23 protein-coding genes and 1 pseudogene are annotated in these 22,056 nt (G+C 67.8%); 15 read left to right on the forward strand and 9 right to left on the reverse strand.

All coding sequences use genetic code 11. The features are described 5' to 3' along the window. Positions 1-107 precede the first annotated feature (107 nt). A complete protein-coding gene (locus OG410_RS05455) occupies positions 108-1,289 on the forward strand; it encodes an acyl-CoA dehydrogenase family protein (RefSeq protein ID WP_329298074.1) in 1,182 nt (393 codons plus the stop codon). Between the two features lie 55 nt (positions 1,290-1,344). Here OG410_RS05455 and OG410_RS05460 read toward each other — a convergent pair whose 3' ends face one another. Next, positions 1,345-2,130 carry an ANTAR domain-containing protein gene (locus tag OG410_RS05460; RefSeq protein ID WP_329298075.1) on the reverse strand — a complete coding sequence of 262 codons (786 nt, stop codon included), beginning with the start codon at positions 2,128-2,130 and terminating at the stop codon, positions 1,345-1,347. 99 nt (positions 2,131-2,229) lie between these two features. On the opposite strand from OG410_RS05460, the gene OG410_RS05465 reads away from it, so the two are divergent. Further along, positions 2,230-2,625, forward strand: a complete 396-nt coding sequence (locus tag OG410_RS05465; protein WP_329298077.1) for a helix-turn-helix transcriptional regulator — start codon at positions 2,230-2,232, stop codon at positions 2,623-2,625. A 295-nt stretch (positions 2,626-2,920) separates the two neighbouring features. On the opposite strand, the pseudogene OG410_RS05475 reads toward OG410_RS05465, so the two are convergent. From OG410_RS05475 to OG410_RS05490, 3 genes and pseudogenes are all read right to left on the reverse strand, one after another. After that, a pseudogene (locus OG410_RS05475) lies at positions 2,921-3,741 on the reverse strand (TIGR03557 family F420-dependent LLM class oxidoreductase); the annotation flags it as partial. A 153-nt stretch (positions 3,742-3,894) separates the two neighbouring features. Next, positions 3,895-4,239 carry a hypothetical protein gene (locus OG410_RS05480; RefSeq protein ID WP_326789499.1) on the reverse strand — a complete coding sequence of 115 codons (345 nt, stop codon included), beginning with the start codon at positions 4,237-4,239 and terminating at the stop codon, positions 3,895-3,897. Between the two features lie 254 nt (positions 4,240-4,493). Next, a complete protein-coding gene (locus OG410_RS05490; RefSeq protein ID WP_329298078.1) occupies positions 4,494-4,799 on the reverse strand; it encodes a hypothetical protein in 306 nt (101 codons plus the stop codon). 228 nt (positions 4,800-5,027) lie between these two features. Between OG410_RS05490 and OG410_RS05495 the strand changes: the two genes are divergently transcribed. The 8 genes from OG410_RS05495 to OG410_RS05540 all read left to right on the forward strand — a co-directional run bounded on the left by OG410_RS05495 (position 5,028) and on the right by OG410_RS05540 (position 12,410). Then, positions 5,028-5,699, forward strand: coding sequence for a HemK2/MTQ2 family protein methyltransferase (locus tag OG410_RS05495; protein ID WP_326789497.1), 672 nt, complete (start codon positions 5,028-5,030; stop codon positions 5,697-5,699). Then, positions 5,647-5,892, forward strand: a complete 246-nt coding sequence (locus OG410_RS05500; protein ID WP_425866235.1) for a CDGSH iron-sulfur domain-containing protein — start codon at positions 5,647-5,649, stop codon at positions 5,890-5,892. The genes OG410_RS05495 and OG410_RS05500 overlap by 53 nt, the downstream gene beginning before the upstream one ends. After that, complete coding sequence (locus OG410_RS05505) at positions 5,889-6,887, forward strand: iron-containing redox enzyme family protein (RefSeq protein WP_329298079.1); 999 nt, start codon at positions 5,889-5,891, stop codon at positions 6,885-6,887. The genes OG410_RS05500 and OG410_RS05505 overlap by 4 nt, the downstream gene beginning before the upstream one ends. A gap of 350 nt (positions 6,888-7,237) precedes the next feature. Next, positions 7,238-8,218 (forward strand): endonuclease/exonuclease/phosphatase family protein, encoded by a 981-nt coding sequence (locus tag OG410_RS05515; protein WP_329298080.1) that lies wholly within the window; start codon positions 7,238-7,240, stop codon positions 8,216-8,218. A gap of 333 nt (positions 8,219-8,551) precedes the next feature. After that, positions 8,552-9,592 (forward strand): vWA domain-containing protein, encoded by a 1,041-nt coding sequence (locus tag OG410_RS05520; RefSeq protein WP_329298081.1) that lies wholly within the window; start codon positions 8,552-8,554, stop codon positions 9,590-9,592. A gap of 448 nt (positions 9,593-10,040) precedes the next feature. Next, positions 10,041-10,292, forward strand: a complete 252-nt coding sequence (locus OG410_RS05530; protein ID WP_329298082.1) for a hypothetical protein — start codon at positions 10,041-10,043, stop codon at positions 10,290-10,292. A 233-nt stretch (positions 10,293-10,525) separates the two neighbouring features. After that, the gene (locus OG410_RS05535) at positions 10,526-11,680 is read left to right on the forward strand and encodes an MFS transporter (protein ID WP_329298083.1); all 1,155 of its coding nucleotides are present in this window, start codon (positions 10,526-10,528) and stop codon (positions 11,678-11,680) included. Positions 11,681-11,714: 34 nt separating this feature from the next. Beyond that, positions 11,715-12,410 (forward strand): TetR/AcrR family transcriptional regulator, encoded by a 696-nt coding sequence (locus OG410_RS05540; RefSeq protein ID WP_329298084.1) that lies wholly within the window; start codon positions 11,715-11,717, stop codon positions 12,408-12,410. An 83-nt stretch (positions 12,411-12,493) separates the two neighbouring features. Here the strand turns inward: OG410_RS05540 and OG410_RS42535 are convergent, their stop codons facing one another. Then, positions 12,494-12,799 carry a response regulator transcription factor gene (locus OG410_RS42535; protein ID WP_443063714.1) on the reverse strand — a complete coding sequence of 102 codons (306 nt, stop codon included), beginning with the start codon at positions 12,797-12,799 and terminating at the stop codon, positions 12,494-12,496. An 831-nt stretch (positions 12,800-13,630) separates the two neighbouring features. On the opposite strand from OG410_RS42535, the gene OG410_RS05545 reads away from it, so the two are divergent. Continuing rightward, positions 13,631-13,858 carry a hypothetical protein gene (locus OG410_RS05545; protein ID WP_329298085.1) on the forward strand — a complete coding sequence of 76 codons (228 nt, stop codon included), beginning with the start codon at positions 13,631-13,633 and terminating at the stop codon, positions 13,856-13,858. Positions 13,859-13,890: 32 nt separating this feature from the next. Next, the gene (locus tag OG410_RS05550) at positions 13,891-14,865 is read left to right on the forward strand and encodes a LysR family transcriptional regulator (RefSeq protein ID WP_329298086.1); all 975 of its coding nucleotides are present in this window, start codon (positions 13,891-13,893) and stop codon (positions 14,863-14,865) included. Here the strand turns inward: OG410_RS05550 and OG410_RS42540 are convergent. From OG410_RS42540 to OG410_RS05560, 3 genes are read right to left on the reverse strand one after another with little or no spacing between them, the layout of a single operon-like run. Then, positions 14,815-15,504 (reverse strand): TetR/AcrR family transcriptional regulator, encoded by a 690-nt coding sequence (locus tag OG410_RS42540; protein ID WP_443063715.1) that lies wholly within the window; start codon positions 15,502-15,504, stop codon positions 14,815-14,817. The two genes, OG410_RS05550 and OG410_RS42540, sit on opposite strands and share 51 nt — an antisense overlap. Next, positions 15,480-16,694 carry a chorismate mutase gene (locus tag OG410_RS05555; protein WP_329298087.1) on the reverse strand — a complete coding sequence of 405 codons (1,215 nt, stop codon included), beginning with the start codon at positions 16,692-16,694 and terminating at the stop codon, positions 15,480-15,482. Before OG410_RS05555 ends, OG410_RS42540 begins: the two co-directional genes overlap by 25 nt. A 1-nt stretch (position 16,695) precedes the next feature. Further along, positions 16,696-17,457 carry an AfsA-related hotdog domain-containing protein gene (locus OG410_RS05560; protein ID WP_329298088.1) on the reverse strand — a complete coding sequence of 254 codons (762 nt, stop codon included), beginning with the start codon at positions 17,455-17,457 and terminating at the stop codon, positions 16,696-16,698. Between the two features lie 460 nt (positions 17,458-17,917). On the opposite strand from OG410_RS05560, the gene pdhA reads away from it, so the two are divergent. The 3 genes from pdhA to OG410_RS05575 are packed head-to-tail and all read left to right on the forward strand — an operon-like array spanning position 17,918 to position 21,395. After that, positions 17,918-19,048, forward strand: a complete 1,131-nt coding sequence (gene pdhA / locus OG410_RS05565; protein ID WP_443063716.1) for a pyruvate dehydrogenase (acetyl-transferring) E1 component subunit alpha — start codon at positions 17,918-17,920, stop codon at positions 19,046-19,048. A gap of 8 nt (positions 19,049-19,056) precedes the next feature. Then, positions 19,057-20,097: an alpha-ketoacid dehydrogenase subunit beta gene (locus OG410_RS05570; RefSeq protein ID WP_329304025.1), complete on the forward strand. Its 1,041-nt coding sequence runs from the start codon at positions 19,057-19,059 to the stop codon at positions 20,095-20,097. Then, positions 20,094-21,395 (forward strand): dihydrolipoamide acetyltransferase family protein, encoded by a 1,302-nt coding sequence (locus OG410_RS05575; protein ID WP_329298089.1) that lies wholly within the window; start codon positions 20,094-20,096, stop codon positions 21,393-21,395. The genes OG410_RS05570 and OG410_RS05575 overlap by 4 nt, the downstream gene beginning before the upstream one ends. 164 nt (positions 21,396-21,559) lie before the next feature. Here the strand turns inward: OG410_RS05575 and OG410_RS05580 are convergent, their stop codons facing one another. Further along, the gene (locus OG410_RS05580) at positions 21,560-22,042 is read right to left on the reverse strand and encodes a shikimate kinase (protein ID WP_329304026.1); all 483 of its coding nucleotides are present in this window, start codon (positions 22,040-22,042) and stop codon (positions 21,560-21,562) included. Positions 22,043-22,056 lie beyond the last annotated feature (14 nt).

The raw sequence follows: 22,056 nt of genomic DNA on the forward strand, positions 1-22,056 counted from the left end.
GTGAATCCATCGACGGTCCACATGGCCCGGCGGTACCAAAAACGATACTGTTGTATCGCCTGGCGTATCAATATCGTCCGGCGAACCGCCACCACCGAGGACATGCCATGCCCGCGACCCGCACCCTCCCCACGCCGGAAGCCGTCGACCTGATCGCTCTGACCCGCGAGCTCGCCGAGAAGGAGCTCGCCCCGCGCGTCGCCGAGGCCGAGGCCGAGGGACGCTTCCCCCGCGAGGTCTTCCGCACGCTCGGACGGGCCGGGCTGCTCAGCCTGCCCTACCCCGAGGCGTTCGGCGGGGGCGAGCAGCCCTACGAGGTCTACCTCCAGGCGCTGGAGGAGATCGCCGCCGTGTGGGCGAGCGTGGGGGTGGGCGTCTCGGTACACGCGCTGTCCTGCTTCGCCCTCGCCGAGTTCGGCACCGAGGACCAGAAGAAGGAGTGGCTCCCGGACATGCTCGGCGGCGAGCTGCTCGGCGCCTACTGTCTGTCCGAGGCCCATGCCGGTTCCGACCCGGGCGCGATGCGCACGCGGGCGGTACGGGACGGCGACGACTACGTACTCAACGGCGCGAAGGCCTGGACCACCCACGGTGGGTACGCGGACTTCTACACGGTCATGGCCCGTACGTCCGACGAGGGCTCGCACGCCATCTCCTGCTTCCTCGTCCCGGCCGACACACCCGGCGTGGTGGCCGACCCCCCGGAGCAGAAGATGGGCCTGACCGGGTCCGCCACCGCCACCGTGCGCCTGGAGAACGTGCGCGTCCCCGCGAGCCGCCGGATCGGCGAGGAGGGCGCGGGGCTCAGGATCGCGTTCGCCGGACTGAACTGCGGACGGCTCGGTATCGCATCCGTCGCCACGGGCCTCGCCCAGGGGGCGCTGGACCACGCGCTGCGCTACTCCCGGGAGCGGGAGACGTTCGGCCGACCCATCATCGAGCACCAGGGACTGGCCTTCGTCCTCGCCGACATGGCAGCGGCGGTGCAGGTCTCCCGCGCCACCACGCTCGCCGCCGCCCGACTCAAGGACGAGGGACTTCCGTTCCAGTCCGAGGCGTCGATCGCCAAGCTGATCTCCACCGACAACGCCATGAAGGTCACCACCGACGCGGTCCAGGTGCTGGGCGGCGCCGGCTACACCCGTGACTTCCCGGTCGAGCGTTACATGCGCGAGGCCAAGGTCATGCAGATCTTCGAGGGCACCAACCAGATCCAGCGCCTGATCATCGGCCGCGGCCTGAAGGAGAGCGACCGCGGCAGCCTCCGGGTGCGCGGCGCGGGGAAGTAGGGTCCTGCCTCCCCGGTGACCGGGTAGCCGCCGGCACTCGGTGACCGGGGAGCGGTCATGCCGATGGTCTGCGGCCTTCCAGGGACGCGGCTCTGGCGGCGGGCGGAACCCAGTCGCGGCGCCGGTGCCGACAACGTGACTGCGGGTCGTCGGAGATCTCGGCGACCACTGCGGAGATCCGCTGCCGCAGATGGTCGGGCAGCGGATCGCCGGTGACTGCCGCGACCAACTCCTCGGCGATGAGGCGAAGTTTGGTGTTGCCTCGCTGGGACACCTCGACGAGGACACCCCAGGCCTCTTCGTCGCTCAGGCCGAACGAGGCCATCAGGACTCCGCGGGCGAGGTCGATGACCGGCCTGCTCCGCATCGCCCGTCTCAGGTCGATGACCTCGGCGCGCAGGTCCTTCTCGTACTTCCCGTCCAGGTGCGGACCGGCACCGTTCGAGGGCGCGAACAGAGATGCCGTGCCGGTGAGCATGAGCAGCCGTTCGACCGCGTGTCCAGCCGCGCCGATATGGACCGTCTTGCCCTGGGCGAGAGCAAGGCTCCGGAGGCGCAACAGGACCCGGAGGCCGGAACAGTCGCAGAAGTCGACCCGCGCGAGGTCGAGATCCAGTCCCTGGCGCGCCTGGGCCAGGGCGGCGCACAGGCTGTGTTGCAGCGGTTGCGCGGTATCGATGTCGATCTCACCGGCGACGACGACGAGCGTCCGTGAGCCGGCGGGATACGCGGCGGTCTCGAGGAAGGGCGACGCGCCTCCCACCCTGGCGCCGCAGGCCAGTGCACCGTGGGCGGCTTCGTCCCCGCTTCCCTCAGGGGGAGAGAGCGGATGTTCTCGCATGGCATACAGGTTCACCCCCGACCCGGTTACACGCCAAGAGATACATGAACTCTCTTTCACCCTTTTGAATGCGTGAATGAAGAGGCATACTCTGGGGGAATGACTGAGGTACCCGAGGGACACAGCGGCTGGACGTTTCTGACCAACCACGCACGAGTCCTCGCCGCGATCGCCTCCGGGGCGCAAGGCACGCGTATCCGCGACATCGCCGCACGGTGTCGGCTCACGGAGCGGGCAGTCCAGAAGATCATTGCCGATCTGGAACAGGACGGCTATCTGGACCACACCCGGCAAGGGCGCACGAACCTTTACCACATCCAGCCCGGAACCAGCCTTCGGCACCCGGCCGACTCGGGCCTGACGGTGGCCGACCTCCTGGCGGCTCTCGACCAGCACGAGAGCCGCCCCGAAGCCCCGCTCGGGCAACGTACGGAGCCGTCCGCGTCCGATCACTCCGATGTGTTCACTCGCGACGACAGCACAGCGGCCTCGTAAGGTTCCGTGCGGCCCCGGTCAGCGCCTCGCCCGCCGGAGCACGGTCGCTCCCGGCAGGGCGCCGACCGGTGCGGTGGCGAGGGAGCGAGTACCCCGAACCTGGCTGTCCCGGGCCGCTTCCGTCACTAGCCCTGTCAGCGAAGACGCCGGCCTCCAGGTGGTCGAGGAGGTCGGCGGGGTCTCGGTACACCGCGTGGGCTCCGGCCGACTCCAGGTCCACCCGCGGGATGCCGCCGGGCAGGACCGCCAGGGGTGTGACCTAGTCCCGCACCGCGGCCTTCATGTCCCAGACCGTGTCGCCTCCGCAGGGAATGGACCCGGCCACGTCCTCGGGCCGTACGAACTGGGTCGCGCCGGCGAATCCTTCGGGGCCGGGCAGTTCGGCGTTGACCGGCCATCCGCCGCCGAACCAGCGGAACTGGTCATGGGCGCGGGCGACGGCCGCGTCCCGGTCCGTGTCGTAACAGATGGGCAGCCGGCCCACCTTGGGCTTGCCGGCACCGCCGTGGCGGTCGAACGCGGAGATCAGGTCGGCCTTGGGTTCGGTGGCGATCAGCAAGTCGGCGAGGTGTCCGACGACTTCGCACGAGCGCTCACCGGAGACGGCGACTCCGATCGGCGGGGGCGTGTCGGGCAGATCCCACAGACGGGCGTTCTCGACGTCGAAGTGGGCACCGTGGTGGTTGACGCTCCCGCCCGCGAAGAGCGAGCGGATGATCTCCACGGCCTCTTCGAGCATCTCCAGCCGGACATGTGCGGCCGGCCATCCGCCGCCCACCACATGCTCGTTGAGGTTCTCGCCGGAGCCGAGACCCAGGCGGAAGCGTCCTGGGAAAGCAGTTGCACAGTGGCGGCCTTCTGGGCGACGACCGCGGGATGGTAACGGGTCGTCGGGCACGTCACGTACGTCATCAGGGGAATGCGCTCGGTGGCCTGCGCGGCGGCACCGAGGACACTCCACGCGTACGGGGCGTGTCCCTGGGCGGCCAGCCAGGGGAAGTAGTGGTCGAAGGTGACGGAGAAGCCGAAGCCGGCGCGCTCGGCTCCGGCCGCATGACCGACGAGCTCACGCGGACCGGCCTGTTCCGTCATCATCGTGCACCCGATCTGCACCATGCCGCTCTCCTCCTCGTGGCGGGCGCCGCCGGGGTGGGCCGGAAATCCCCCTGCCCGGTCGGCGGCGGAACCCACCTGGCCGCACCGCGCGCTCCTGGGCCTCGCCGACGCTGCCGCTTTGTCGCTCTATCGCTTCGTCCGGAGTCGCAGGTCCTATCGCTTCGTCCGGAGCCGAAGGTCGACCTCCTTCTCCTGGTCTCCCGGCGCCGTGCCCTGTTCCTCGACGGCGAACGAACCGCTCAGTGCTTCACGCAGCCGGTCCACGGCGACGTAGCCGCCCTGCAAGGTGGCGCTGACCGACCCCTCCAGAGGGGTGGGACCTGTCGGGATGCGCTCCTCGGTCGGATCGAAGTCCGCGCTCCACACGGGAGGACGGTCGCCCGGCTGCTCGTGAGGAACGTCGGCGGCGGGCCGGTCGGTCGGGAACGCCGTCCGCAGGACGCCGAACACGGTCGCGACGTCCTCCTTGGACACTCCGGTGAGGGACACGGTGACCATCGGGTCACTCTCCTTTCCGCTGCGGTACGACGGTGTACTTCGGGTCCTCCGCGGAGGCGATGCCCGCCGCGAAGACCCCGAAGCGGGTGCAGGCCGACCCCGCGAGCAGCGCGAGCCGGGCCTGCGCGGCGACCGGTCGGCTGCGTCCGCCGGCCAGTGCCGGGCTCGCGGCGCCCTTCCGGACGGCCGGCTCTTGCTACGGTCAGGGGCCGTCCCAGCCTCACCCGGCCGGGCTCCCACGGCACGCCGGCGCGTCAGGCGGACGGTTCGTCGGGCACGGGATGTTCCGGGCGGGCGCTGTCGGAGTGCGGGGCACCTCTGCGCCCGGTGCCGGCCTCGTCCGTGTCGGGGATCTCCGGGTCCGGGATCTCGCCCCCGGAGCCCCGTGCGCCGGAATCCTCCGCCTCGGGCCCCTCGCCCTCGGTCCACTGCTTCGGTACGCCGACGGCGTCCCACGGGTCTTCGTCGGGTGTGGCCTGCTGGTCGGGCAGATCCCTCGGTATGGGCTTCGGTATCGGCCCACCACAGGCTCCAGGGCCATCCGGGTGGCGCTCGTTCACGGCGTCCTCACTTCCTCGCGCGGGGCGTGGCGTCAGGCGCAAGTACCCCTCTCCCCCACGTTGATGCCGATGACCGCCGGACCGCCCCGGTGCCGGTCAGCCACGAGCCCGATCCGCCCGCGAAGACCGCCATGAAGATCGCGTGTAGGTCTCCATTCGAGGGGAACTCGGAGCACAGAATCCCACATATAGGCATTAATCGGACACGCCGAGATGTGGAGGTGCCCCATGGGGATGTCCGGCGAGGTCCCGCTCATCACGCCGCCCGGCGTGTACGCGCCTCAACAGGACACCGAGCTCCTGATGCACGCCTTGTCGCGGGAGCGCGTGGGCCCCTCCACCGACGTGCTCGACCTGGGAACCGGCAGCGGGGCCCTTGCCCTGAGGGCCGCGAGACTGGGGGCGCGGGTGACGGCCGTCGACATCGACTGGCGCGCCGTTCTCACCACGCGCCTCAACGCGCTCCTCGCACGGCGTCGCGTCATCGTTCGCCACGGCGATCTCACAGCGGCCGTGCACGGACGGACGTACGACCTGGTGGTGAGCAATCCGCCCTACGTTCCGTCCCCCGCGCTCCGGCTGCCGTCCCGGCCCCCGGAACGCGCCTGGGACGCCGGTCCGGACGGGCGTGTCATCGTGAACCGCGTCTGTGACGAGGCGCCCGCCGCTCTGCGCCCGGGTGGCGTACTGCTGCTCGTCCACTCCGCCCTCTGCGGGACGCGGCCGACGCTGCGGCGGCTCGCCCGCGCGGGGTTCGAGGCGGCGGTCACCGACCGCGCCTTCGTCCCCTTCGGCCCCGTGCTGAACTCACGCCGGACTTGGCTGCGGCACCAAAGCCTGGTCACCGATGAGAACGACAACCGGGAAGAGCTGGTGGTCATCCGTGCCTGGCAAGCCTGAGCGACCGCGCCGCGTCACCGTGGACCGCGAGGGCCCTCTTCTCGTAGAGGGTCCGGTCGAAGTGGTGCTGGAGGACGGCACGGTCGTGGCTTCCCGCCGTTTCCGGGCGGCGATCTGCACCTGCCGACGCAGCCGGACCTACCCCTGGTGCGACACCAGTCACCGACGCCGGGCGAGGCGGGAAACGACGTGAGAGGACCCCTCCTTCCGACCCCGCGGGGCGAGATATCGCGCTCTCTCGCCTCGACACTGCGCTACGGCACCCCACTGCCCGCGCTCCCGCACGGCCTGGAGGATGCCGAACCGTACGGTGACGACGTACAGCTCGCTCTCTACACGCTGTACGAACTCCACTACCGCGGCTTCGCCGAGGTGAGCGACGAACGAGAGTGGGACCCCGGACTGCTGGCCCTGCGCCGGTCTCTGGAACTGCGCTTCCTGAAGGCCCTGCGCGACGATGTGACCGCCGATGCGCATGCCGACGACGCCCTCGAAGCCCTGCTGCTCGAACCGGTCGGCCACGACGAAGCCGACGTCAGTCACTTCCTCGAACGCGACGGCGAACTGTGGCAACTGCGGGAGTACGCCGCCCTGCGCTCGCTGTACCACCTCAAGGAGGCAGATCCGCACGCCTGGGTCGTCCCACGCCTGTACGGCCGCGCCAAGGCGGCCATGGTGGCGGTCGAGTTCGACGAGTTCGGTGCCGGCCGCGAGGAGGACGCCCATGCCCGGCTCTTCGCGGACCTCATGGCCGACCTCGGCCTGCGCGCGGACTACGGCCACTACGTCGACGCGGCCCCCACGGAGGCGGTCACCACGGTCAATCTCATGTCTCTGCTGGGCCTGCACCGAGCCCTTCGGGGCGCTCTGGTCGGACACTTCGCCGCGGTGGAAGTCACCTCCTCACCGGGGTCCAGACGTCTGGCCGCCGCCCTGCGCAGGGTCGGGGCGGGCAAGGCGGCACAGCGCTTCTACGACGAGCACGTCGAGGCCGACGCCGTCCACGAGCAAGTGGTACGCCGGGACGTCGTCGGCGGTCTGCTGGCGAGCGAACCCGAACTCGAACCCGACGTCGCCTTCGGCGTCCGGGTCACCGGCTTCCTCGAAGACCGGCTGGCGACCCACCTGTTGGCCGCGTGGCGGCAGCGACGCAGTGCGCTGCGGATTCCGCTCGGCCCGGACGGCTGAGCGACTCGGCCCGGACGGCTGGCCCACGCGGGAGGCCGGGCGCGTCGTCCGGTCAGCACAGCCGGTCGAGCCGACGCCGTGCGGGGCCGAGCGAACGGCCCCTCCGGACCGCGTCCTGCACGCCCTCTGCATGAACGACACACCGCCGATGCCGTCGGGATGCCGCTCCGGCATCAGCGGCCGGCCGCGCAACTGCGGCAGCATCCGGTGGGCGACGGTGCGGTCACGGGCGACGAGTACCCCGTCCCATGAGTTGAATACGGATCTCGCTGCGAAGAGCAGAACCGGATGTACCAGGCGCTCGTCCTGGAGGGCAAGAGCAGGAGCAAGAGGCGTGCAGATGGGAAGCCATGAGTGAGCGGGACCCCGGTGCGGCGGCGAAGACGGCGACACCCCGCGATCGGTCGTCCTGGGCACGGGGGCGGGTGCTCGCCGCGTCGGCGGTATTCACCGCAGTGCTGGTGACGTTCCATCGGCTGGTCCCGAACGCCCCCGGGCACCTGGGCAGTCTGCTGGAATCGTTCCTGCCCTGGTCCGGCCTGGTGATCATGGTGCTGCTCGGCCTGGCGCTGCTGCGCCGCTCCGCGCTCGCGCTCGTGACCCTCCTGCTGCCGACGGCGGCCTGGACGTACCTGTTCGGCGGGTTGCTGCTGCCCGGGGCACAGCCCGGCGCTCACGACCTGGTCGTCGTGCAGCACAACGCCGGCGACGAGAACACGGACCCCGCGGGAACAGCCCGCTCCCTGGCCGATGCGGAGCCCGACCTCATCGCCCTGGAGGAGCTGTTGCCCGCGGCGCTGCCGGTCTACGAAAGAACGCTCGCCCCGCGCTATCCGTACCACGCGGTGGCGGGGACCGTCGGACTGTGGTCACAACACCCGCTCACCGACGTTCAGAAGGTGCACATCAAACCCTCTGGGATCACGGAGCCCTGGAGCCGCGGGCTACGGGGCGTGGTCCACACCCGACACCGCGCCATTGCGGTCTATGTCGCGCACCTGCCCTCAGTCCGTATCCGCGCAACCGGCCTCGCCTCCGCCTGGCGCGACGAAAGCGCCGGCCTGCTGGGCAAGGCGGTCACCGCCGAGAAACTGCACACGGTGATACTCCTCGGCGACCTCAACAGCACGGTTGACGACCGCGGGCTGACCCCTCTGTCCTCACAGATGAACGTGCCGGCACGGGGATTCGCCTTCAGTTTCCCCGCCGCCTTCCCCCTGGCCCGGATCGACCAGATCATGGCGCGCTCGGCGACCGTGAGCCACCTTCGCACCCTGCCCGCTACTGGCAGCGACCATCTCCCGGTCATCGCCCGGATCACCTTGGGCTGAGGGCATCACCGGGCCGACAAGCACTGCCCAGCATTCCGTGCGGCCTTGGTGAGATCGCCGCCGGCCACCAAGAAAGCGCGGTCGGCGAGCGCTCCTCCACCGGCTCTCGCAACCCCCACAGCGTCGAGCTGCCCCTGCTTCACCTGACCACCACAGCCACGCTCACGCCGGCCCCGCGATCTGCAACTCCAGTTTGAAGACATCTCATTGGGGAGAACAGAAGGCCCGCGGACGAGCCCGGACGCCATGACCGTTCCGCTCCGGGAGCCAAGATCGATTGTCAGTGGTGGGTGAGACAGTAGAGGCATCGAGTCGGAACGAGGGGGAGCTGCCATGGCCGGAAGTCAGAACTACATCAATCACGTTGCCCTTGTGCTGGATGCCAGTTCATCCATGTCGCACCTGAGCCGCAAGGTTGTCGAAGTCGCCGACCAGCAGATCGCGTATCTTGCTCGCCGGTCGAGGGAGCTGGACCAGGAAACCCGTGTCACGGTGTACGTCTTCGCGGACAAGGTGGAGTGCGTCATCTACGACAAGGACGTGCTGCGGATGCCGTCGCTGAAGCAGTTGTACCGGGTCGGTGGAATGACGGCTCTGCTCGCAGCCGCGCTGAAGTCACAGCAAGAGCTGGCACAGACGGCCCAACTGTACGGCGACCACAGCTTCCTGACGTTCGTCCTTACGGACGGGCAGGAGAACGCGAGTCATCGCTGTCCGGATGCCCCTGCCAGGAATCCGCGTGAACTGGTCAAGGCCGTGGCCGAGATGATCGCGACGCAGGAGGACAACTGGACGCTGGCCGTCCTCGTGCCGGACCAGATGGGCAAGCGCGAGGCCATGCAGTGCGGTTTCCCGAGGGACAACATCGCCGTATGGGACGCCACGAGCACACAGGGTCTGGAGGAGGCCGGACAGGTCATCCGGGAGGCCACCGAGAAATTCATGGTGGGCCGCACCCAGGGCATCCGGGGGTCGCGGGCAGTGTTCTCCGTGGGTGCGGAGGCAGTCAACAAGGACACCATCAAGGCGGCCGGCCTCGCCGCGGTGGATCCGTCGGGGTACCGGCTGATCCCGGTGACCCGTGACGCGACGATACGGGACTGGGTCGTCGAATGCGGCCACACCTACCGTACCGGTGGCGCGTTCTACCAACTGAGCAAGCCCGAGAAGATCCAGGCACGGAAGCAGATCGCGGTGCTGGAGAAGAAGACGGACCGGGTGTACTCGGGACCCGAGGCCCGAGCCCTGCTCGGCCTGCCGGACGTGGAAGTGCGCGTCAAGCCCGACCACAACGACGACTTCACGATCTTCGTGCAGAGCACCAGCGTGAACCGGAAGCTCGTACCGAACACGCGACTGCTGCTGATGCTCTGACACCTTGAGCGTGATGTCTGCAAGCGATTCGTGGCCTTCTGGGTGAAGCGAGCGAGGAGGATCCCGCCGCGGTGGCGGAGTTCATCCGTACCCAGAGGGCCGAGTACGGCATCCCGCAGCGCGTCTCCTGCCAGGCGCCGAGGGTGAGCGAGTCGCGGTTCCACAAGTAGGTCACGCCGGCGGTCATGTCCGCGCTGCTCGGTTACACGTCCGAGCGGCGCCGAGGTACTCACCGTTCAGCGAGGGCACGGTCAGCAAGCACTCCGGCCCCGTCCTGACCGAACTCGACCTGCCCCTGCCGGACTCGACGAGCCGCCGGGTCCTCGCGGTGCCGGCCCGCCTGCGGGGACAGAGCACGCGACAAGGCCGACAGGCCGCCCACCGCGCACGAAGCTCATCGGACGAGCCACCCGCACCGGGTGGCCGGCGCCCCCAGCCGGAAGCGACCGTGCGCCCCGAGCCTGTTCATCAGCTCTGCGGTGATCCACCGCCCAGCACCTCCGGCGACGAGGGCGACGCGACGGCCTTCCTCCAGCAGGTGCATGAGCTGGGCATGCAGGCCTTCGGCTTCGATGCCGCGCAGCCGCGGGACGTGGTGGCGCCCAACGGCGCGGTCCGCGGACGGCAGAAGCGGGAGACGGTCCGCGACACGGTGTGCGAGAGCGCCTTGTCGGTCACGTTCCGCTCGGCGACCAAGTGATCTTCAGGGACTTGAGGCGGCCCAGCCGGGCGACCGCGCGCAGCGACAGGCATTGAATAGACGCGACGACTAGTCTAGTCTCACTGATTAGACGCAACGGTAAGTCTCGCCTTGTTCTCCCGTTGCTCCATCTGCATCCACACTCACGAGAGGCCACTTCAGTGGGGAACTCGACCGTCCGCGCCGTCGACCAGACAGGGCCAAGCGCGAAGGTCCGCGGTAGCAGCCTCGCCGTGTTCAGCGTGGCCTTCGCCTTCTGGATCACCATGGCGGGCACCACGGCGCCCACACCGCTCTACCCGCTCTACGGCGACGCGTTCGGTTTCACGCCGTTCACCGTCACCGTGATCTTCGCCGTCTACGCCCTCGGAGTCGTGGCCGGCCTGCTCGCGTTCGGGCGGCTGTCCGACCAGGTGGGACGCCGACCCGTCCTGATCGCCGCGACCTTGCTGTCCGTATGCGCTGCGGTGATCTTCATCGTGGCCCAGAACCTCGCGGCGCTGCTCGTCGCGCGGGTCGTCTCCGGCTTCTCCGCAGCGCTCGTCACCGGCGCGGCCACCGCCTCGCTCGCCGAACGACTCGGCCAGAACAGCCGGGTCAAGCCCGCCACCCTCGCGCTGTTCGCGAACATGGGCGGCCTCGCGTGCGGCACCTTGCTGGCGGGCATCCTGGCGGATCTCGCGCCGTCCCCGCTCCGTGCGCCCTGGGTCGTCATGCTCGTCCTCGCCGCCATCGGCCTGCTCGGCATCGTGGTGAGCGGTGAGAGCTCGGATCACCGGTCCAGCTTTTCCCTCCGGTTCCAGCCCCTGCACATTCCCGGGGAGATCCGGTCGGACTTCCTGCGCTCGGCCATGGCGGGGGGCGCCGGATTCGCCGTGCTCGGAGTTCTGACCGCCGTGACGGGTCTGTTCCTGGGGACCGTGCTGAACGAGTCCAGCCACACACTGACCGGGCTCGTGGTCTTCTTGGCCTTCGCCTGCACCGCCCTCGGCCAGCTCCTGGTCCGCACACTCAAACCCGGCACCGCACTGCCTGTGGCATGCATCGGTCTGATCGCCGCCGCCGCCCTGATCGCGGTGGCCATGGCCACCAGCACCCTGCCGCCCTTGCTCATCGGAGCCGCCGTGAACGGCCTTGCGACAGGAATCGCCGTGGGTCACGGCATCGGCAGCATCACCACGCGCAGTGCTCCGCAGCACCGGGGCGCGTCCGTCTCCACGTTCTTCGCCATCCTGTACTCGATGCTCGCCGTGCCCGCCATCGGTGTCGGCGTCCTGATCCGCCAGACCAGCCTGCGCCCCGCGGGCGAGACGTTCAGCGCAGCGGTGGCCGCGCTCGCCCTCGGCGTGCTGCTGAGCCTGGTCCGCCCCGCCAAGAAGGCCGCTTGAGCCGGTCCGCACACCACATCCCGGCGAACCGGCTGTGCCAGAATCATGGAAACGTACTACTCGAAAGGCTGAGGGAACCATCAGCACCACGCGGAAGCCACAACCGGCCTGCGACCAGCACCCCGTCGTCAGCCGAACCGGTCCTCGACGCAGCGAGAGCGTCCGGGTCGCAGTACTCCATGCCGCGGACGACCTCCTGGTCGAGCGGGGGTTCGCCGCCCTGACCATCGAGGGCATCGCCCAGCGCGCGGGTGTGGCCAAGCAGACGATCTACCGCTGGTGGAAGTCGAAGGTCGACATCCTCCTCGACACACTCACCGACGACGCCCGCGAGGCACTCGAGTGGCGTACAGGAGAAGGCAGCCCCGAGGACGACCTCAAGGACCATCTGCAGCGTGTGGCCGACTTCTTCCAGGAACCGGCCGGCCAGGTGATGCAGGCTCTCCTCGGACATGCCCAACTGGACAAGGAAACCGCCGCCTCGCTACGCGGCGGTTTCCTGCTGGAACAGCGCGAGCGCGATATCGCCGGTCTGCGCGTACTCCTCGCGCGTGCCCAGGACCACACAGTCGACGACCGGACCGTCGACCATCTCGTGGATCTGCTGCTCGGCCCCCTGTACTACCGGGTCCTCGTGTTCGGCAAGCCGATCGACAAGGAACTCGTGGACACCACGGCCCGGCTCGTACTCACTCTGGCCAAAGAGTCCGCTTCTCCCGAAGCCGGCTGAATCACAGTCCCGCCGGCAAGCGGGCGACGGTCGCATGAGAGTGGCCCCCGACAGTCATGTCGGGGGCCACTCTCATGCGACCGTCAGTGCAGGCTTATGCAGCCGCTCCGAATTCCCGCAACAACAGCCTCGGTACGCGAGGTGGCGCCCAGCTTGATGAAAATCGAATGCAGGTGGACCTTTACGGTACATTCAGAAATACCGAGAACCCGGCCGACCATCCGGTTGGAATATCCTTCTTTGATCCCGTTTAAAACTTGCCGCTCCCTGGGTGTAAGCATGGAGACGAACTGCTCGCCACCCTGTCCAGATCCCCCGTTTTCAAGATCCAGATCAGAAGAAACTCCATCGGAAGTCGTACGGGATATGCGAGGTCCCCCAAGAGACATATGCTCCCCCTGTCACGCAACGACAATCGTCCACCAAGGCCACGCACGCGAGCCCCGTTGCCCGCAGTGTCACTTCGTCAACCATTACACTTTACGGAATCATTGTATAGGAAAAATTCAAGTAGACAGGTTAAACGTGGGTTACGTCACGCGCAGTGGTTGCACATTTAATCAATTCCTAAATCTGACTGTTCAGCCCATCCGCCAGGGACGCGCCGGCGAACCGGCGGTTACCTTGATGGAAATATATTTCACACAGAAGGTACTGGAATAACCTGCACCGGCCACGTAGGATGGGGAACGGAATCCATCCGGAAATGCCACTTATTTTCCCCCACGGGCAGGTGAGCCGATCGAGAACGGCGAAAGAAGTACTAAATTCACCTGGCCGGACGCCTGCATTCCTCATGCGGCGCCTACCTTTTCAGTCGCTCGGGCAGCTCCTCTCGCGGCTGCTCACCTTCTCCACCTGCGGTAATGTCATCGACCTGCCGCGACTCGGCCCTGTACGCGACCTGCGGCTCACGAACAGTCCCATCAGAATGAGCACAACAGGCTTTCCCGTGGAAGTAGACGTCGTTTTCCGCATTCCCGTGAAGATGAGTTCCGGGACGCTCCGGATATGACACATTCCGGTAGGTGCCGCATAGCCCACGAAAGCATCGACAGAATGCCGTACACGTTCTTTCGCGCAATGCGTGCGCAATGCGGTATTCGAATTCTGGACAGATCTGCGACACAGGGATATCTGGAGGCGACTGGGGTCGGCGAAAATAAGCGAGTCATCGACGGTGAATCCGAATTCCGCCAAGCGCATTCTTCGTCCCCGCAATGCGTGCCGAGACTCTCGGCATCGCCGTGTCCTTCATCTCGATGTACTCGGTCTTCTTCCTCGACGGCCAGCACTTGATGAATGTGAAGGACTGTCCAGCGATGGCGGCACACATCTCCGCCCATGTGCGCGAAGCATTCAGTGCGGGAATGGCCGAATCCTCGCGTGCGATAGGGATCATTCTGTTCTTTGCCTTCCTCCTGGCCATAAAATGCCTGCGCCCGTAGACCGGAAGGCCCAATACTTCTCAGGAGAGGCATTGACTGAATCCGACGCCGGCAGTCCAGGACACGACGACTGGACCGAGGAGATGTCCACTCTGCCGACACCTCATGTGGATATACGGCTGCTGCCGGCCCTGGACGCCTTGCTGCTGGAGGGCAGCGTGACCGGTGCGGCCGCACGTCTTTCGCTCTCTCCACCCGCCATGAGTCGTGCCCTGTCCAGGATCCGACATGCTCTCGGCGATCCTGTCCTGGTCCGGGCCGGCCGCGGGCTGGTCCCCACCCCCAGAGCACTGGAACTTCAGCCCAAGGTCCGCGCTCTCATGCGCGAGGCCGAAGAGATCCTCACTCCGTCCTATCAGGAGGACCTCACCCAGGTCAGCCGGACGCTCACCATCATCGCTGACGAGGCTTACGCCGCAGTGCTCTCGCCGGCCCTGCTGCGTCAAGCGATCCTGGAAGTGCCCCTCGCCCGTTTCATGTTCACCGTCGAGAGCACCCACGGCAACGCACCGCTACGGGAAGGTGCCGTGGACATCGAAGTCGGCATCATCGACGAGCCCTCGCCGGAACTGCGCATTGAGCCGCTTTTCAAGGACAGCTTCGTGGGCGTGGTCCGAACCGGTCATCCTCTCCTCACCGACGCCGTGACCGCCAAGGCGTTCGCTGCAGCACGACATGTCAGCGTTTCACGCAAGGGTCGCTTGACCGGACCGATCGACGTCGCCTTGCACGAATTCGGGCTGCGCAGGGAAGTCATCGCCTCTGTGCCCAACTACGGGGAGGCGCTTTTGATGCTCCCCTTGACCGACTTCGTCACGGCGATGCCCCGCTCCCTCGCCATCAGCGCACAGAAGTCCGTGGGTATCGAGGTGTTCGACCTTCCGGTCGAGACGGACCCCATCAGCATCTGCCAGGCGTGGCATCCACGGCACGAGACCGAACCGGTGCATGTCTGGCTACGGCAAGCCGTACGGTCCGCGCTCACGCGGACCCCGTCCGCAGCCTGACACCGTTCCAGCGGTGTGTCCCGGCGTTCGCCCCGGCCTCAGCCCACCGAGCAGAGCGTCGACTGCCGGATATGAGGGTAAAACCGGTTCGCCCGGAAGGCAGTTGGGTCCCACTATGGCTCCGAGGAGCAGTCTTCCGACGAGCCGGGGATCGATGTCGTCCCGTACGTGGCCTTCCGCGATCGCCTGCTCCAGCAGTTCCGTCAACCGGCAGAACACCGATTCACGGCATACGGAATCCCGGTGGTCCTCGTCCGGGTGGCCGCCCGTTCTCCAAAGAAGGGCGTGTCCGGCCGGGTCGGCGGCCGCCACGTCTGCCAGACCACGCAACAGCCTGGCGAGCCTGTCCACACTCCGGCCACCCACCGCCGCGCTGGTGCCCAGCAACGAGAACAGGGCCCCCCGCATGGGTCCTGTGGCGGCGCACAGCAACTCCGCCTTGCTCTGCACGTGGCGATACACGGCAGCCTTGGTCACACCGACGTGATCGGCTATGTCACTCATGCTCGTGGCGTCGTAGCCCCGTGCGTGGAACAAGGCCGTCGCGGCCGCGAGAACCCTCTCGCGACCGCGACGGAGGCCGGACGGCGACGGTGCCGTCTTCGATGGCGGACTCACTGTGGGACCCGCCCCCGGCACATCTCGAGTACGGCGTCCGCGACCTCGCTTCCGCCCTTGCCGAGGGTCTCGGTGTACCGGCCCCGTACCGTGTGCTCGCGCCCGGAGTCCACACGTGAGCCGCCACCGCCTGTGCGGAGACGCTGGATCTCCCTGGAGGCCTCCAACCGCTGTTGCAGCGTGCCGATGAGCGAATGATCCAGGGCGTCGATCTGTTCCCTCAACTGGGCGATATCCCCCGACGCGGGTTCTACCGATGCATCAGCTCCTGTGATGCCCTTGGAATTCACTGTCCTGCTCCGTTCAGACGGGGAAATCACGGGAAGTGCCGAGGCGTACGACCCCATCGATCTCAGCCCCGGCAGTCTCAGTTGCAGGAGACCAACGGCGCGCGCGGTCTCCCTCTGATCCATACGGCCCGGGCAGTCGACGAAGAGAACGCTGCTGTCCGAGCCATGGCGGACAACGCTCAGGGAAACCCCGTGCAGAAATCGGTGACTCTTCAACTCACCCAGAAATTCCTCTACCCGGCTCGGCCGACCCGCGATGCGACCGATCAGCGACGTCCGGTTGGCCGCATCCGGATCCTGAGCCCTCAGCGTGCCGCGGCGCGCGCAGAGCAGGAATCGCGTGGTGGCACCGGCGGCGTCCTGTATCCCCGTGGCGGTGGGCTCCAGGCCGTAGCGCGCGGCAGCGAACTCTCCGGCCACCGCGGCGTCGCACTCGCCGTCCCTGACACTGCGCGCCCCCTCGGCGTTGGACGGCGCGGGAATCCAACGAGCTTGTGGCACATGGTTGTTCAGCCATCGACGCACCTGCGTCCTCGCATGAGGATGACCGCTCACCGTCCGGACCTCCGACAGCGGCGTCCCCGGGCGCGCCAGAAGGGCGAACTCGACGCCGAGCACCACTTCCCTCACCACGATCAGTGACGGTGATTCGACCAGCGCGCACAGCGTGTCCGGGACCATGCCGGCCACCGTGTTGTGTACCGGCAGCATGGTGGCGTCGGCGATTCCACGACACACATACGCCAGGGCCTCCGAAGCCGTGGCGGCCGACAGCAGCCGAGAACCCCTGGCCTCCCGGATCGAGTGCAGGGCCTGCTCAGTGAAGGTTCCCGCCGGTCCCAGGTAGGCGAATCTCCGGTCACTGTCAGAGAGTTCCACATCGCCGGGAGGTGCCTCTGTGCCCTGTATCGGCAGTTTCATGTCAGCCGGTCGCGAGCGCCGCGTCCACCACACTCGCCACGGCGCTCTTGGCTCGCCGCAGCTCCTTGTCCTCCAGCAGACCGGGGGCGAAGGCCGCTGCGTCGATGGTCACCCCGGCGGCAACACGCCCCGCCTGCTCCACTTCCACCGTCGTACGAACGGTGAGCCGGCTGGGCTCCGACAGGTCGGACTCGTCCAGCGTCAACCGCAGGATGGCGCCCACGGGGAAAAGGAAGTTCGAGAACGTGGTGTTCATGGAGTTGAGCACGATGTAGTAGCGCTGCTGTGGCCAGCGTGCCGTGAAGTAGCGCTCGATCACCGCGAGGAACATCTGCCGAGCCGCCTCGACCGCCACCATGCCCTGCACGTGCACCCGGTCCTGGACATCGACCAAGAGCTCGTTGTGATCATGCAACCGCAGTTGAGCCTCGTACGTACTGTCGTCGATCTGCGTGAGGCCGGCGACCAGAACGTTGTCCTCGCGTGCCTTGTGCAGTTCCTGTCGGCGTGCGGGCTCTCCGGTGGAGTGCACCAGAACGATGTGCTCGTCCAACTGGCGGCGGGTGATCGCGTCGCGGAGGTAGGAGATCTCGAACTCCCCGATGCCCTGTCCGGTGACCACACGTACCGGGCCCTGGAGCGCGTCCAGGTCACCCGCGTCGAGTGAGCGGGTCAGGCCGGAGAAGGTCTCGGCGCCGACGGCCTCGGCGAAGTCGCGGAACCGGTCGCCGACGACGAGTCGGGAGGTGGCTGCACTGCTCATGAATCTCCTCCAGGCTGGGTGAAGCCGCGACCACGCACCGTCGCGGCCGGGTTCGTTCAGCGTGAAGTCCTCAAATCGCCGTCGGTAGTCGCCAGTTGGGAGTAGGGCCGGCTGTCTAGTCCCGGAGTTCTAGTCGACCGGACCGTCCAGCCGCTCGGCGAGGAAGCACCGCCACCACTTGCGGACCGTGTCCGCATTCACCCGCAGATCCCTGGCGACCGCGACGGTCGCCGGCACCTCCCCCGAAGCCCTGCTTCTTGAGGTCAGGTTCGGTGAACCCTCGAGGGCGAGAGGGCCGGAGGGTAGAACCGAGGCACTAGCCGTATCGGCCGACTGCCGCCGCTTCCTCCCACCACGAATGCTGGTGCGGGGACGTCGGCCCCCGGCAACCGGCATGCGCTCGCAGACGTGCGCTCGGGAACCGGCGATCCCTCTTACCCGGCCGAAGGAGCTCATCCACATGACAGTTCTTGATCCGCCAGGTGTCCGCGAGACGGGTGTGACGGCGATGCTGCCTTCCTTGGAACCTCTGAGCCTCATCGCCGACCTGTCCGGCACGGAGTCCCTCGACGCCTCTGTCCTGCTCGAGTTGTACCGGCAACTGGTCCGGGGCCGCCGCTACAACCTCCAGGCGACCGCACTGACCAAGCAGGGCCGCCTGGCGGTCTACCCGTCGACCACGGGTCAGGAAGCCTGCCAGGCGGGCGCCGTCCTCGCCCTGGAACGCCAGGACTGGATCTTCCCCACCTACCGGGACACCATGGCCCTGCTGGTACGGGGTGTAGACCCTGTGGATGTGCTGACGCTCCTGCGAGGCGACTGGCACAACGGCTACGACCCGCGCGCCCATCGCATAGCCCCCTTGAGCACCCCACTGGCAACGCAGACGCCGCACGCGGTGGGGCTGGCGCACGCCGCCGCTCTGTGCGGGGATGACCTGGTCGTTCTCGCGATGATCGGTGACGGAGGCACCAGCGAGGGCGACTTCCACGAGGCGATGAACTTCGCCGCCGTCTACAGGGCCCCCGTCGTCTTCCTCGTACAGAACAACGGCTACGCGATCTCCGTCCCTCTCAGCAAACAGTCCGCTGCTCCCAGCCTCGCCCACAAGGCGATCGGCTACGGCATGCCGGGCGTCCTGGTCGACGGAAACGACGCGGCGGCCGTTTACCACCACGTGCGCCAGGCCGCGGAGCACGCCCGCGCAGGCGGCGGGCCGACCCTCATCGAGGCGGTGACGTACCGCATCGACGCACACACGAACGCCGATGACGCCACCCGTTACCGTGACCCGGCCGAAGTCGAGTTCTGGCGTCGGCGAGACCCGGTCACCCGCATGGAACAGCATCTTCGGGAGCGAGGCCTCCTGGACGACGCGTCGGCGGAGCGGATCCGGAAAGAAGCGGAAGACATGGCGGAGGACCTGCGCGATCGGCTCGGCGCGGATCCGTCCCCCGCCGCTCTGGACCTGTTCGACCATGTATACGCCCGGCCGACCCCTCAGCTGGACGAGCAACGCTCCATGCTGATGCAGGAGTTGGATGCCTTGCGAAGGACGAACAGCGGCGGCGTCGAGGAGGCCGGCCAGTGACTGCCACCATGGATCCGACCACCGACCGAGCGAGCGGCACCGCCTCGGCCATCGAGCAGGCGACGATGTCCAAGGCGCTCAACCGGGCACTCCACGACGCCTTGGCCGGCGATGACCGAGTCCATCTGATGGGTGAGGACATCGGCACGCTGGGCGGCGTGTTCCGTGTCACCGACGGATTGGCCGCGAAATTCGGCGACAGCAGGGTCACCGATACACCGCTCGCCGAGGCAGGCATCCTGGGGACCGCCGTCGGCATGGCCATGTACGGGCTGCGTCCCGTGGTGGAGATGCAGTTCGACGCCTTCGCCTATCCCGCCTTCGAGCAACTCGTGAGCCACGTCGCGAAGATGCGCAACCGTACCCGTGGAGCCCTGCCCATGCCTGTGACCATCCGCATCCCCTACGGCGGTGGCATCGGCGGCGTGGAGCATCACAGTGATGCCTCGGAGGCGTACTACACGCACACACCGGGCCTCCACGTCGTCGCGCCGGCGACCGTCGCCGACGCGTACGGCCTGCTGCGCACGGCCATCGCCTCGGACGACCCCGTCATCTTCCTGGAGCCCAAGCGTCTGTACTGGACCAAGGGCGAGGTGGACCGTTCGGCGGCGTTGCCCGCGCTGGGTGAGGCAGCCGTACGACGAACCGGATCGTCGGCCACCCTCATCACCTACGGCCCTTCTCTGCCGGTGTGCCTGGACGCCGCCGAGGCGGCGCAGGCCGAGGGCTGGGACCTCGAAGTCCTGGACCTTCGCAGTCTGGTGCCCTTCGACGACGCGGCCGTGTGCGCAAATGTCAGGCGCACGGGCCGAGCCGTCGTCGTCCACGAAGCCCAGGGATTCGCCGGATTCGGCGCCGAGGTCGCCGCTCGTGTCTCCGAGCGCTGCTTCCACTACCTGGAGGCGCCCGTGCTGCGGGTCACCGGATTCGACATTCCCTATCCGCCTCCCATGCTGGAGCACCACCACCTGCCCGACGTCGACCGCATCCTGGACGCCGTTGCGCGTCTGCAGTGGGAGGGCAACGCTCGGGGAGAGGACATATGACCGGCGACGTCAGGGAATTCGTCCTCCCCGACCTCGGCGAGGGTCTCACCGAGGCGGAAATCGTCCGGTGGTTGGTCCGTGTCGGGGACCGCGTCTCCGTCGACCAGCCTGTGGTGGAGGTGGAGACGGCGAAGGCCGTGGTCGAAGTGCCATGCCCGTACGCCGGAGTCGTCACCCGTCTGTGGGGGCGGGAAGGCGAAAGCCTGGACGTCGGCCGGCCGCTTGTGTCGATCGGCGGGAAGCAGGATCCGTCGCCCGAGGTTGCGACTACGGATTCGGAGGGCTCGGGAAACGTACTGGTCGGCTACGGCACTTCCGCATCCGCAGCTCGTCGGCGGCGGGTCCTCCTTCCGTCTCCCCGTGCGGCGGTTGCCGCGCCTGTCGAGGCGAAGGAGCCCCCGACCGGGCCTGTTCGCGTGATCTCACCGCTGGTGAGGCGACTCGCCAGACAGCACAGCATCGACCTGCGCACGGTGCGCGGCAGTGGCCCCGGTGGACTGATACTCCGCAAGGACGTCGAGCGGACCAACGGGGTTTCGTACAGGGATGCTTCGCAGCCGCGGACCTCTCCCGCTCCCTCCGGGGAACCGGCGGTGTGTCCTACGGGGCAGGCCGTACGCATCCCCTTGAGGGGAGCCCGGCGCGCCATCGCGGACAAACTGACACGGAGCCATCTGGAGATCCCGGACGCGACGACATGGGTCGATGTGGACGCCACACGGCTCCTGGACATCAGACAGCAGTTGTCGGAGTCGGGCAATGCCAAGATCTCCCTCTTCGCCCTCCTCGCGCGCATCTGCGTGGCCGGGCTCGCCGAGTACCCGGAACTCAACGCGACGATGGACAACAGCAGCCAGGAGATCGTTCGACTCCCGGCGATCCACCTCGGATTCGCCGCACAAACGGAGCGTGGCCTGTTCGTACCCGTAATCAGGAACGCACAGGCGATGAAACTTCCGGGGCTGTCCGCCGAAATCGCCCGCCTCACCACCAGCGCACGCGAGGGAACGCTGGCCCCCGCAGACCTGTCCGGGGGGACCTTCACGCTGAACAACTACGGGGTCTTCGGTGTCGACGGATCCACCCCGATCATCAATCATCCGGAAGCAGCGATGCTCGGCGTGGGGCGTATCCTGCCCCGTCCATGGGTCGTCGACGGTGAGCTCGCGGTCCGCCAGATGTGTCAGTTGTCCTTCACCTTCGACCATCGCGTGTGCGACGGCGGGGCAGCAGGCGGATTCCTCCGTCTCGTCGCGGATCTGATCGAGCAGCCGCTCTCCCTGCTTCGAATGCTGTGAGATACGGAAGTTCCGGCCTTCCTGCCCTGCTCGTGGTGTTCACCACGAGCAGGGCAGGAGGTGTCCCCTCACTGCCCTGGCGCGGCTCTCATGGCCCCGACACGAACGCCCTCAAGCCTCGGTGACCGCCGTGCCTCCGACCTGGACACGAGTGACCTGCTTCGTCACGTCTGCTTCAACTCCAGTGCGTCGAGGACCATCTGGGCGACCTCGTCGGGTGTGCGGCCGTCGGTGGCCACGACCACCCGGGCCACCTCGGTGTACAGATGGCGGCGCGCGTTCATCAGCTCCCGCCACTGCTCACGCGGGTTGACAGCGAGCAGTGGGCGCGCCACGTTCAGACCGGTGCGCTTGACCGCCTCCTCGACGTCCATCGACAGAAGGACGACCGGGCGCGCGGTCAACAGCTCACGGGTGCCGGCGTCCAGGATCGCGCCGCCGCCCAGGGCCAGGATCCCGTCGTGCTCGGCCAGCGCGGCGGCGACGGCGGCCTTCTCCAGGTCCCTGAAGTGTGCCTCGCCCTCGTCGCCGAAGATGTCCGCGATCGCCCGGCCCCGCGCGGTGACGATGTCATCGTCGGTATCCCGGTACGCGCAGCCGAGCCGCTCGGCGAGCAGTCCGCCCACCGTGGACTTGCCCACCCCCATAGGGCCGATCAGGA

Source organism: Streptomyces sp. NBC_00659, from assembly GCF_036226925.1.
Taxonomy (GTDB): Bacteria; Actinomycetota; Actinomycetes; order Streptomycetales; family Streptomycetaceae; genus Streptomyces.